The 13,157-nt window shown below is 34.7% G+C and carries 12 protein-coding genes; all 12 read left to right on the top strand.

Annotated features, from left to right (window positions below):
* Positions 1-132 precede the first annotated feature (132 nt).
* The 12 genes from nagZ (at position 133) to BN986_RS05245 (ending at position 13,047) form a co-directional block, all read left to right on the top strand.
* On the top strand, positions 133-1,704 hold the full coding sequence (gene nagZ, locus BN986_RS05190; protein WP_040978586.1) for a beta-N-acetylhexosaminidase: 1,572 nt from the start codon (positions 133-135) through the stop codon (positions 1,702-1,704).
* A gap of 70 nt (positions 1,705-1,774) precedes the next feature.
* Complete coding sequence (locus BN986_RS05195; RefSeq protein ID WP_040978587.1) at positions 1,775-2,824, top strand: serine hydrolase domain-containing protein; 1,050 nt, start codon at positions 1,775-1,777, stop codon at positions 2,822-2,824.
* A 407-nt stretch (positions 2,825-3,231) separates the two neighbouring features.
* Positions 3,232-4,134, top strand: coding sequence for a MurR/RpiR family transcriptional regulator (locus tag BN986_RS05200; RefSeq protein ID WP_040978588.1), 903 nt, complete (start codon positions 3,232-3,234; stop codon positions 4,132-4,134).
* A gap of 776 nt (positions 4,135-4,910) precedes the next feature.
* A complete protein-coding gene (locus BN986_RS05205; protein WP_040978589.1) occupies positions 4,911-5,228 on the top strand; it encodes a PTS sugar transporter subunit IIB in 318 nt (105 codons plus the stop codon).
* Positions 5,225-5,536, top strand: coding sequence for a PTS sugar transporter subunit IIA (locus tag BN986_RS05210; RefSeq protein ID WP_040978590.1), 312 nt, complete (start codon positions 5,225-5,227; stop codon positions 5,534-5,536). Before BN986_RS05205 ends, BN986_RS05210 begins: the two co-directional genes overlap by 4 nt.
* A 68-nt stretch (positions 5,537-5,604) precedes the next feature.
* Complete coding sequence (locus BN986_RS05215) at positions 5,605-6,900, top strand: PTS sugar transporter subunit IIC (protein ID WP_040978591.1); 1,296 nt, start codon at positions 5,605-5,607, stop codon at positions 6,898-6,900.
* A 15-nt stretch (positions 6,901-6,915) separates the two neighbouring features.
* Entirely contained in the window at positions 6,916-7,191 is a 276-nt protein-coding gene (locus BN986_RS05220; protein ID WP_040978592.1) for a hypothetical protein, read from the top strand.
* 3 nt (positions 7,192-7,194) lie between these two features.
* Positions 7,195-8,283 (top strand): DUF871 domain-containing protein, encoded by a 1,089-nt coding sequence (locus BN986_RS05225; RefSeq protein WP_040978593.1) that lies wholly within the window; start codon positions 7,195-7,197, stop codon positions 8,281-8,283.
* A 196-nt stretch (positions 8,284-8,479) separates the two neighbouring features.
* Entirely contained in the window at positions 8,480-9,268 is a 789-nt protein-coding gene (locus BN986_RS05230; protein WP_040978594.1) for an SDR family oxidoreductase, read from the top strand.
* Positions 9,269-9,609: 341 nt separating this feature from the next.
* The gene (locus tag BN986_RS05235; RefSeq protein WP_244444946.1) at positions 9,610-10,995 is read left to right on the top strand and encodes a YfcC family protein; all 1,386 of its coding nucleotides are present in this window, start codon (positions 9,610-9,612) and stop codon (positions 10,993-10,995) included.
* A 63-nt stretch (positions 10,996-11,058) separates the two neighbouring features.
* Positions 11,059-11,892 (top strand): MurR/RpiR family transcriptional regulator, encoded by an 834-nt coding sequence (locus BN986_RS05240; RefSeq protein WP_040978596.1) that lies wholly within the window; start codon positions 11,059-11,061, stop codon positions 11,890-11,892.
* Between the two features lie 15 nt (positions 11,893-11,907).
* Entirely contained in the window at positions 11,908-13,047 is a 1,140-nt protein-coding gene (locus BN986_RS05245; protein WP_040978597.1) for a M20 family metallopeptidase, read from the top strand.
* Positions 13,048-13,157: the final 110 nt, after the last annotated feature.

Consider the following 13,157-nt stretch of genomic DNA (forward strand, 5'->3'; position numbering starts at 1 on the left):
GGTCCACAGCTTTTCTTGTATGAAATGTAATCTTTTATACTTTTAAATATAGAAGAAAAAATAATCTGTAGTTAATTGAAAGGTTTTGTTTATTATTTTCTAAATGAATGTAATGAAAGAGGGGTTTTTGATTTGAATAAAACTGTTGGGCAATTGTTAGTAGTTGGATTAGAAGGGAAGCAGATCACTCCGGAGGTGAAAGAATTAATTAATACTTACCATGTAGGCGGTATTATTTTATTCAGTCGTAATATTGGTACCCCTGCTGAGGTATTAAAATTGACTACGGATTTACAAAAAGAAGCAAAAAAAGCAGGTTATAGGTATCCACTTTTAATATGTGTGGATCAGGAAAATGGAATAGTTCGTCGTTTAGGTGAAGGTACAACAATATTTCCTGGAGCAATGGCTTTAGGGGCTACGGAAGATATTAATAATGCATATAATATAGGCTTTGCCACAGGGAAAGAATTACTCAGTTTAGGAATCAATTGGAATTTAGCTCCTGTTTTAGATGTAAACAATAATCCTGAAAATCCAGTGATTGGTGTTCGTTCATTTGGTGAATCAGCTGAAAAAGTCGCACAATATGGAAGAAAGACAATGAAAGGAATGCAAGAAGCAGGTGTAATAACTACCTTGAAGCATTTTCCAGGACATGGGGACACGAACATGGACTCTCACCTTGATTTACCTATAATATCACATGATTTGCAAAGATTAGAAGAAGTAGAATTAAAGCCGTTTAAAGAGTGTATTGAAGCGGGAGCTGATACAGTTATGACAGCTCATATCTATTTCCCTGCCATTGAATCGACAGAAGGGTTACCTGCAACGTTATCTAAAAAAGTGATTACTGATTTACTAAGAAAAAAGCTACTTTTTAATGGTGTGGTAACAACAGATTGTATGGAAATGGATGCTATTTCTAAAACAATTGGAACGGAAAAAGGAGCAGTTGCAGCTGTGAAAGCAGGAGCTGATTTTGTCATGATTTCCCATACTTTCGAACGTCAAAAAGGTGCGATAAAGGAAATTATCAAAGCGATAGATTCTGATGAGATAGACATTAATTATATATTAGAAGCTAATGAAAGAATTGAAAATTTAAAGAGAAAGTATCTTGACTGGGATAAAATAAACTTCGATGACATAAGGGTTCCAGCAAATGTAGGCAGTAATGAGCATAAAGGAATTGCAACTGAAGTCTATCAAAATAGTACAACCATTGTTAAAAATAGCGGTCTCCTCCCATTAGATACAAATAGTAAAGTACTAGTTATTTTCCCTGAGAGTAGTGTAATGGTACGGATAGAGGATGAAAGCAGCACGAAATTTAATTTAGGAGAAGCGATTCTTCAGTTTCACCCATTTGCGGCTGTAGAACAAATAGACAACATGATATCGACTGACAAAATAAATGAAATTGCCAGCAAAGCAAAACAATATGATTCCATTATTATAGGGACTTTAAATATATCAGCAGAAAGTAGTCAATTAAAGCTTATAAAAAAACTGATGGAAATTAATGATTCTGTCATTGTCGTAGCGATGAGAAGTCCTTATGCTTTAGCGTATTTTCCAGGAGTACCTGTATATATTAGTACGTATGAATTCACTCCTCCCGCTTTAAAAATTGCTGCAGGTGCTATTTTTGGAAAAAAAGAAGCGAACGGGAAATTACCAATTACAATTCAGAATTAGTAATCGTATTTACAAAGAATAATGTAAAAATAAAAAAAAGAATTTATATTTTTTAGAGGAGGGCGTGAAAGTGAAACAACAAGTGCTGCAGTTATTAGAAAAAGAAATTAGCTTAAACCATTTACCCGGAGCAGTTGTTCAAGTGATGCATAAAGATGAAATTATTTTGAGAGAAGCAGTTGGTTCTCGTTATAATTATAACGAGAAAAAAGCGCCAATGATGTTAGATACGGTGTTTGATTTAGCATCATTAACAAAAGTGGTGGCAACATTGCCTGCTGTTTTAAAACTAATAGATGAAGGTGAGATTAGACTTGACGACCCTGTAAGCTTCTTTTTGCCTTCCTTTGCTGCTAATGGTAAAGAAGAAGTAAAGTTAAGGCATTTATTAACACATACATCAGGATTACCAGCACATCGTGAGTATTATAAAGAAGAACTTACCAAAGATAGTATTATAAATGAAATAGAGCAAGAAGAACTTATTGGCCCCCTTGGTGCAAACGTTGTTTATAGTGATTTAGGGTTTATCTTACTCTACCATATTATTGAGAAAGTGACGGATCAACTGTTTAATCAATTTTTATCAGAACAATTTTATAAACCACTAGGAATGACAGAAACAGGTTTTTGTCCAACATTTAACAGAGAACGTTATGCGACAACGGAATATAGTGAGAAATTAAATGATTACAAGTTTGGTATCGTACATGATGATAATGCTGAATCCATGGGTGGAATGAGCGGACATGCAGGGTTGTTTTCCACAATTGAGGATTTAACACGTTTCACGCAAATGATTGAAAATGAAGGAATTTACAATGGGAAACGATTCTTAACTTCAGCTGCCTTGAAGTTAGCAAGATCCAATTTCACTGAGTCTAGTGAAGACCATCGTGGATTAGGATGGATGCGTAAAAGTCCGACCTTTGCTTCATGTGGAGATTACTTTTCGAATGAATCGTATGGTCATACCGGCTTTACTGGTACAAGTATCTGGTTTGACCCCTCTATTCATCTAAATGTCATTCTTTTAACAAACCGCGTACACTTTGGTAGGAACCCTCATATTATTCGATTAAGACCTCGATTGCATAATATTATCAGAAGCTATTTTTAGAAAGTTTGTTTAGGATCCCTATTTCCTTGTAGGATCCTGATTATGGCTAGGAAAGGGCGAGTTTTGCTAAGTTAGTTCTATTGATCTGTGAATGGCTTTATCCCATAAATATATATTTTTAATATATTTGGTAAAGTACCCTCATGAATTAAATATAAAAGTTACTGACAACTTACAAACAATAATTGGAGCAGGATTTCTGGAATGAACAAAGTTTTGAGAGTCAAGATTTCTAACAAGGAGGGCAAATAATAACGTAAGATTGGCATATAGGGCTAAAAAGAAGTTATAGATAAATTAAAAATTTAAAGCTAAAGCAACTGTTTAAGTAAGTAAAAAGATTTATAATCAAAATAAAATAAGCATCATTTGAAAATACGAAACTAAATACAAAAAGGATTGATATGATGGTTTATATGACGGGTGGATTAATGCGAATTAATGAAATGCTTCCTAATTTATCACCTTCTGGAAAGAAAATAGCAATGTATATTTTAGAGAATCCACAAGAAATTATTTCACTAACTGCAAATGAACTCGGAAAAAGAAGCTCAACAAGTGGAGCAGCTGTAATTCGATTATGTAAATCATTAAATTTAAAAGGCTTCCATGAATTAAAGATAAGAGTGGCAGGCGATTTACAGAAAACAACTCAAGCAGGAGTTCAGGATATTGAACCAAACGAAGCTACCGTGTCAATCATCGAGAAAATGACAAATAATAGTATTCAAACGATTAGGGAAACAGCGGAATTAATACGTGTGGATGAACTTGAATGGGCTGTCCGTTTGTTAGAAAAAGCACGCAGAATACATTTTATAGGAGTAGGAGCATCAAGTATTATTGCACAGGATGCTGAACAGAAATTTTTAAGAATTAATAAAACTGCATATGCTTTTGAAGATATGCACTTGGCTACAACGCTTGTTGCGAATGCGGAGAAAGACGATGTAGTAGTAGGTATATCTTTTTCCGGAGAGACAGAAGAGGTAGCAAATATTTTGCAACTTGCTCGTGAAAATGGTGCGGCTACAATTAGTTTAACAAAATATGGGAAATGGCCAGTTACAGAGCAGGCGGATATTAATTTATATACATCTGCGACAAGAGAACCAACGTTTAGGAGTGGCGCTATGTCATCCAGAATGTCCCAACTCCAAGTGATTGATATTTTGTTTATGTGTGTGGCATCGTTAGAGTATGAGAAATCCATTAAACATCTAGCAGTAACAAGAGATGCAATTGAGTCTTTGAAGTTAAACATGAATAAAAATAGTACAGCTAAAAAGGCAGAAGAATCTGAATCATGATAGAGAAATGAGTTTACTTTGAAAGAAGAGGAAAGGATGAAGCATGTTCTAATACTCGATAAGCGAGGAGCAAGAAAGACAGCTGTTGTTGTGAATAAGAGAAGTCAACATAATTGTAGAAGCAGTTGTTAGATATCCAAAAATAAACACTATAGATGGTGTTCATTTTTTAAAGTGATTTTTATGTAGAAAAGAAATGAGAAAATGTTTGGCCAGCTTGACTATATGTGTTTGTTAGTATCTCTAAAGCTGGTCAACCAAGTATTGAGCAAAAAGTGTTGTCATGTTCATAAAAAGTAATGTCTTTTGTAGAATTTATAACAATGGATAATAATGTATTTATTGCTCTTTATTCTAGTATGATTAGGGATCTTGACGATGGATGATCCTTTTTTTGGAAAATATATATGATTTTAGAAATGGGATTAATACTATAATTTAACTTTAGAAAAATAAGGAGTATCTAAGATAATCTGGGGTACGTAGTTATTTACTTTGCGAATACCACTGAGAAACAGGTGTTTTCAAGGAATTCTATTTATAAGAAATTATAATTAAGAATAGAAGCTCCTATAAAATCTCTTATTTTAAAAACCCTTACATAACAATGATAACAGTTTATAAATGAATATTTATCCTCAAAATAATTTATTTTTAGTCCAATATATTTAAAATGCTTTCATACATTATAACGTTATTTACTTTAATAGATTTGTGTGATATATTTTTCACTAAGATTCAAAGAATCCGCTTTCAAAAAATAGGAGGTAAATTTTATGAATATTTTATTATGTTGTTCAGCAGGAATGTCCACAAGTCTATTGGTTACAAAAATGCAGAAAGCTGCAGAAGATCAAGGTAAAGAAGCTACAATTAATGCTGTATCAGCTTCGGAAGTACGTAATTATGTGGAAGAGGCTGATGTTATTTTACTTGGACCACAAATTCGCTATATGCTCCAAGACATGAAAAAATTAGGAGAAGAGTATCATATTCCAGTTGCTACGATTGATCAAAGAGATTATGGCATGGTTAATGGAAGTGCAGTATTAAATCAAGCTCAAAAGTTAATTGATGAGGGTGCTGTATCATGACAAAAGAAGAACTTTATGAACAGTCTTTTATGTTAATTACACACAGTGGCAATGCTCGCAGCTGTGCAATGGAAGCGATTCAATCTATTAAACAAAAAAAACAGGATGAATGTGAAGCAAAGCTTAAAGAAGCAGATGAAGAATTTGTGAAAGCGCATCGTATCCAAACAGAATTGATTCAAAAAGAAGCTAGTGGAGAAACATTTGAGATTCCAATTGTTTTTATTCATGCACAGGATCACTTAATGAATGCCATGACAACAGTTGAACTTGCAAAAGAAATTATTGATTTACACAAAGTGAAGTAAGTCCACAGGAAAAGTATTTTTTTAGTTGTAAACATTATAACGTTATTATGTTAGGTGGTTGGTTATCGATGAATAAATTTATGGGTTTCCTTGAAGAAAAAGTTTTACCTACAACACATAAGATTGCTTCACAAAGACATTTACTTGCAATTCGTAATGGAGTGCTTTCTACGCTTCCCCTGACTATTATCGGTTCTTTCTTTGTAATATTACTGAACTTCCCGATTGAAGGGTATGCAGATTTTATTGCGCCTTATCGCGACGTATTAGATATTCCATTTCGTTTCACAGTAGGAGCTATGGGGCTATATGCAAGTTTTGGAGTAGCTTATGCGTTGGCAGGACATTATAAGGTCGATCAGCTCAGTGCAGGTTTGCTTGCAGTATTGGCTTTTCTACTTACATCAGTTGTCCCAGTAAATGTGACAGAAAGTGTTGATGGTGTTATTGAAGCAGGACGCTGGCTAGATATTAGCTCATTAAGTGCACAATCCTTATTTGGAGGTATCGTTACGTCTCTTTTAACTGTAGAGATATTTCGCTTTTTTATTCAACGTGATATTAAGATTAAGCTTCCAGATACGGTTCCGCCAATGGTCGCGAATTCCTTTTCAGCACTTATTCCAGCGTTAGTGATTATCGTACTTTTCTGGTTTGTCCGTCACATATTAAATTTCGATATTAATTCTGTTATTACTTGGGCTGTCACACCGCTGAAAGATTTGCTTGTTGGTAATAGTTTAATAGGTGGAATGTTAACGGTATTCTTGATTGTTTTCTTTTGGACATTAGGTATTCATGGACCTGCCATTCTTGGTCCAGTAATTCGTCCAATGTGGGATGCAGCGATTTTAGAAAATATGGATACATTTGCAGCTACAGGAGATGCAGCTAATCTTCCTACATTATTTACAGAGCAATTTATTCAATGGTTTGTCTGGATTGGAGGAGCTGGTTCGACACTGGCATTAGTTGTACTGTTTATGTTTTCCAAGGCAAAGTATTTAAAGGAATTGGGAAAGCTATCATTTATACCAGGTCTTTTCAATATTAATGAACCAATTATCTTTGGGGCGCCAATTGTAATGAATCCATTGCTTGCGATTCCGTTTATTATAGCCCCACTAGTCAATACAGTGATTGCTTATTTATTCTTTACATTTAACTTGATCCCTATGATGATGGCAAAACTTCCATTTACCGTGCCATCTCCTATCGCAGCGATTATCAGTGCAGACTGGTCTATAACTGCTGGTATATTAGTTCTTATTAACTTTACCGTAGCAATACTTATTTACTATCCATTCTTTAAAATGTTTGAAAAGCAACAGCTTCAAACGGAGGAAGAATCTCAAAATGCATAAAAAGGGGTGCTATCTTTGCTAGAAATTATTTTTGCAGCAGTAGCTTTCGTTGGTTCTCTAATTTATTTTAATAAAAAGTCATTACAGATTTCCGTTTGGAGAGCAATGGGGATTTCTATCCTGATTATTCTTGCAGCTATTGCGTTATTTGTTCTCACAGGTAGCCGTTTTATGAGCATTATCATTGTGCCGACAATTATATGCTCTGTCTATGTATCTACACTTTATAGAGAAATGTTGATACGTATACATGAGCGTCAACAGAAACTATTAAAACAAAGAGAGGGGTAAGATATGATGCGTCGTTTAGGTGTATCCATTTATCCAGAAAAATCGACTCCAGAACAAGACAAAACATATTTAAGGAAAGCAGCTTCTTATGGATTCAGCCGTGTTTTTACGTGTCTGCTTTCCGTGCAAAAACCAAAAGAAGAAATCAAAGCCGATTTTGTGGATATTATTTCATGCGCAAAGGAATTGCAAATGGAGGTTATTTTAGATGTTGCACCGGCTGTATTTGACCAGCTTGGTATTAGCTATGATGAGTTAAGCTTTTTTGTAGAACTCGGTGCAGACGGAATTCGACTTGATTTAGGTTTTGATGGATTAAAAGAAGCACAATTGACTTACAACGAGTATGACTTAAAAATTGAATTGAATATGAGTAATGATGTCGCTTATTTAGATAATATTATGACGCATCAGCCCAATACAGAGAATTTGATCGGATGTCATAATTTTTATCCGCAAAAATATACGGGGCTTCCTTATGAATTTTTAATCAGCTGCTCAGAGCGATTTAAAAAGCACCATCTTCGGACAGCCGCGTTTGTAACCTCATCTGATGCAAAAATGGGTCCATGGAATATTAATGATGGCTTATGCACACTAGAAGAACACCGAAATCTTCCGATAGATGTACAGGCAAAACATTTGTTTGCGACAGGACTTATTGATGACGTTATTATTGGCAATGCGTATGCCAGTGATAAAGAATTAGAACTGCTTGGAAAGCTTCATCGAGCTAGACTTGAGCTCTCGGTAGAGCTTGAAAAAAACATATCCGATATCGAGAAAACAATTATGTTTGAAGAAACGCATACACGTCGTGGGGATATTAGCGAGTACATGGTGCGGTCCGTAGAAGTTCGGAAAAAATATGCTGCTTATTCGGTAGAGGCTGCAAAAACACCAGTGCAAAAACGTGGAGATATATTCATAGGCAATGATTCTTTTGGAAAATATAAAGCTGAGCTTCAGGTAGTTTTAAAAGATATGCCTGCAGATGAGAGGAAAAACAAAGTAGGACATGTACTTGAAGAAGAGCTATTTCTTTTAGATTATATTCATCCTTGGGGAAGCTTTACTTTGAGAGAAAAATAAAGAAACATAAAGGACCTTTGTTTAAAGAGTAAACAGAGGTCTTTTTGTATGGTGAAATAGAAAGCGTAAGGGATAAAATATATAGAAATGCTAAACGATCTACCCATTATTAAGTAATAATAAAAGTCTCATTACTTTTCTACTTATCAATTCCCTTATGATATATTATGAATAACAAAGAAAGGGGCGCTAGAAAATGGATTTAAAACTAAAGAACAAAAAAGTACTCGTTTTAGCTTCCAGTAAGGGGATCGGCAGAGAAATTGCGAATAAGTATGCGGAAGAAGGGGCATCTGTCATTATTACCGGTAGAACGAAAGAAATTTTGAAAAAAACAGCGGATGAAATTTCAACGCAGACAGGTAGTGAAGTCATTCCATTTGTTACAGATGTTTCCAAGAAAGAAGACATCAATCGTTTATTTACGTTTGTAAAGGAACACTTTGGTGTACTGGATGTATTAGTAAGCAATGCAGGAGGTCCGCCGATTATCGACTTTGAAACCAGTGATGAAGCGGATTGGTATGATGCTTTTGAATTAACTCTGATGAGTTCTGTAAGGGCAATAAAAGAAGCCATTCCTTTGATGAAGAAAAATGGACAGGGCAGAATTTTATACGTTGCTTCTACTTCTATTAAAGAACCGATCAGCGAGCTGCTGCTTTCCAATATTTTTAGAAGTGGAGTACAAGCTCTTTGTAAATCGCTAGCCGAGGATTATGCAAAGGACCAAATATTAATCAATATTGTTGGACCGGGTAGAATTAACACAGATCGATTAAAAAATATCGATAAGCGAAATGCAGAAAGGCATCAAGTACCGTTAGAGGACTGGCAAAATCGTGTTCAGGAAACTATTCCGATTGGCAGATATGGCACGCCGGAAGAATTTGCGGAGGCTGCTGTGTTTTTGGGATCCTATCGAAATACGTATGTTACCGGACAGACGTTGTTGATAGATGGTGGTGCGGTGAAGGCTTATTGATGGTATGAATTCATAAAAAAGTATAGATAACTCTAAATGGATGACAAAAGTTCATCATCAAAATTAAATATAACCATACTGGAAAATGGTTGGAATAAGTCTAGTAACTTGCTTATCCCAACCATTTTTTTATGAAATTACAAGGTAAATATAATTCTATGCATCGGATTTGAAAAAATATTATCTAACCCAGGGTTCGATTTTCCTTAGAATTTTGTATAGCTATTTGAAAAATTAAAAATAAAGCGTTTTCAATAGTTGGTTAGTATGTTATACTTCTTTTGAAGTAAATACTTTAATTTTATAACATTGAAGTAAATAATTCATTTAGGAGGAATATGATGAATAAAAAAAGAAAAATGGCTATGCCGGATGCTATTGTAATATTGTTCTTCTTATTAATCTTAGCTTGGATTGTCAGTTTTATTATTCCATCTGGGGAATTTGAACGTAGCACGGACGGATTGGAAACAGTGATACCTAATAGTTTTTCTTCTGTAGATGCGCCCAACCTGGGGATTATGGATGTTTTCTTATCAATACAGCAAGGATTGATAGAATCTGCTAACTTAATTTTTTTAGTTTTAATCATGGGCGGGGCAATAGCTGTTATTGAATATCCGGGGACCATTAATGCCGGTGTCAAAGTTATGGTAGATAAGACGCGTAATCGTAAATACTTATTAATTGCTTCTGTAAGTTTGCTATTTGGGATTATTTCTACAGTTGGTGTTGGCTCCAATGCAGTTATTGCTTTTATTCCTTTAGGGATTATACTTGCAAAAGCTTTGGATTTAGATGCAATTGCTGGTGTAGCCATTATTTATTTAGGATATTTTGCAGGTTCTGCAGCAGCTGTATTTGATCCAATTATTTTAGGTGTTGCTCAGGAAATCGCAGGACTTCCTTTATTCTCTGGAGCGATTTTTCGGATCTTTATTTTTATTGCTTTGATAGTTGTAACAATTTTGTTTGTCACAAGGTATGTAAAAAGAATCTCTGAAGATCCCTCTAAAAGTCTGATGGGGGAGCAGAAATTTGCGGAGAAAGATATGGATGAAACGCATATCGAGAAATTTAATACAGCACATAAGATCATTATTTTATTTTTCTTTTTATGTATCGGAGTTTTTGTATACGGTTCTTTAGCTTTAGGGTGGGGAATCAATGAACTAGCTGCTATCTTTTTAATAAACGCAATTGGAACTGCAATTATTTCTAAGCAAAGCCCGAACCAATTTGTGAAATCATTTATGGGCGGAGCAAGAAATATTCTTTATGGTGCGCTTATTATTGGGATTGCTAGATCTATCATCGTATTAATGGAGAATGGATTAATTTTAGATACAGTAGTTAATGCTATTTTTATTCCTTTAAGTGAAATGGGTACATTATTTGGAGCTTTAGCGATGTTCTTTTTTAACTTGATTTTTAATATATTAGTACCTTCAGGAAGCGGCCAAGCAGCGGTTGTAATGCCAATTATGACACCGTTGGCGGATATGTTAGATATTACTCGACAAACAGCTGTGGTTGCATTCAAATTAGGCGATGGAATTACAAATATGATTACGCCAATTTCAGGTGTGTTAATGGCTGTATTAGCTATAGGAGGAATTCCTTATACAAAATGGATACGCTTTATTATGCCGCTTGTATTGTATTGGGCAATTGTTGGAATTGCTTTTGTAATGATTGCTACGTTGATTGGTTATGGACCATTTTAAACTCAATGACTTTCATTCTTTTATCCGCTATGATAGAGGTAAAACTATAAAAGGATGATGAAAATGACCCATCAAACATTCCATCACTTAGTAAAAGAAAGTTATGAAGGATTATCTGCCGGGAAGAAGAAGGCAGCAAAATATATCTTAGAGCATTTAGAAGAAGCAAGCTACAGTACGGTTGGTGAATTACAGACAAATACTGGAGTTAGTGAAGCAACCATTATTCGTTTGGCATATTCACTTGGATTTAGTGGTTTCTCTGCTATGCAGAAACAGATTAGAGAAGAAGTAATGAAACATCGGACATATAAAGAAAATGAGACGATTTTATCTAGTGAATATAATGATATATTACAAAAGGATATAGAATTAATGCAAGATTTAAGAAAAGAAATGAATGATGAACAGTTAGAACATGCTGCTAAAAAAATTATTAATGCTGATAAAGTATATATTATTGGTCAACGAACTTCCTATGCTTCGGCATACTGGCTTTCTTATACATTGAGGTTTATGCTGCCTTCGATTCAATTGGTGGATGAGAAAACTTCAGATCAGGATTTACTAGACATGAATGAAAGAACCGTAGTAATCGCTATTTCTTTTCCGAGATATCATAAAGAAACGTATAAGTTTGCGGAAATGGCAAAAAAAGAAGGGGCAGATATTATTGCTATCACAGATTCGTCATTTTCCCCTCTAGCAAAGCTAACTTCTTTGAATTTATATACAAAAACCAACCGTGATGCTAGTGGTTATAATGGAATAGCTTCTGTACTAGGGCTATTAAATATCCTTGTAGTAGCTATTCGGAAAAATGCACCTGAAAATATAAAAAAGAGACTATTGAAAATTGAAGAAATTTATCATATGAATGATAAGCTTTTTGAATAATAAAGGAGTGTATCTATGCCAATAGAGATTTATGATGGTTTAAAGGGTCAAGATGAAAATATATTAAAGGATATTCGTAAATTAGTAGAGAAGGAATCACCTACTTTAACCAAGGAATTAGTCGATCAATGTGGAGAAGAGATTCAATTGTTATTTAAGAAATATTTTAATAAAGCACCCAAGATATACGAACGGACAGAATATGGAAATCATTTGAAATATACCTTTGGTGAGGGAGAAGAACAAATTTTGATTTCGGGTCATTTTGATACAGTTTGGCCTAAGGGGCATCTTTCTTATCGTGTAGAAGAAAATCGAGCTTATGGACCTGGGATAATTGATATGAAGGGTGGTCTGATAATAGCTATATGGGCTTTGAAAACGTTACTGGATTTGGGAGTTCATTTTCATAAACGGATTGTATTTTTATGTAATAGTGATCATGAGGGAGTAGCATCCCCAGATTCTCGAAAAATTATTGAAGAAGAAGCACAAAAAAGTAAAGCTGTTTTAATTCCAGAAGCAGCAGAAGCAGGTACGAATGCATTAAAAGTGGAAAGAAAAGGTATACTTAGGTACACCTTATACGTAAAAGGAAAATCAGCACATTCTGGGAATAACCATGAAGAAGGTGTAAATGCAATTGTGGCATTAGCGGAAATAATAAAGAAAATTGCTGAATGGACGGATTATGCATCTGGAACAACGGTTAATGTTGGAAAAATGGAAGGAGGTACGGGGGTAAATGTAGTTCCTGCTAAAGCACAAGCATCTGTAGATATTCGTGTTAAAACGATGGAGGAAGCAAATCGGATGAAGAAGCTCATGGAAGAATTAGTAATAGAAACAGAAGGAGCTGAACTAGAAATACAAGGTGGAATTGTAAGGCCGACTTTGGAACAGACTCCAGAAGCAAAAAAACTTTATGAAATTGTAAAGGCTTATGGTGATAAATTTGGATATGAAGTAAAGGCAGCGAAAGTAGGAGGAGGCAGCGATGGGAGTTTTGCTTCTGCATTAGGCATACCGACATTAGATGGGTTAGGAGCAGCTGGAGCAGGTCCGCATGCAGAGCATGAGCATATTCTAATCAACCATTTAGGAGTTAGAACATCTTTACTAGCCGGCTTAATTTATGAATTGACGAGGGAATAAATGATATAGAGTTTGTAAAAAGATACTTAGCGATAATAAATAGATTAATTTCTCATTATTTGTTTGGAGAAAAATATAAAAACAGCCTATTTTAAAATAGGCTGTTTTTA

It is taken from the genome of Oceanobacillus jeddahensis (genome assembly GCF_000750635.1).
GTDB classification, from domain to species: Bacteria; Bacillota; Bacilli; order Bacillales; family Amphibacillaceae; genus Oceanobacillus; species Oceanobacillus jeddahense.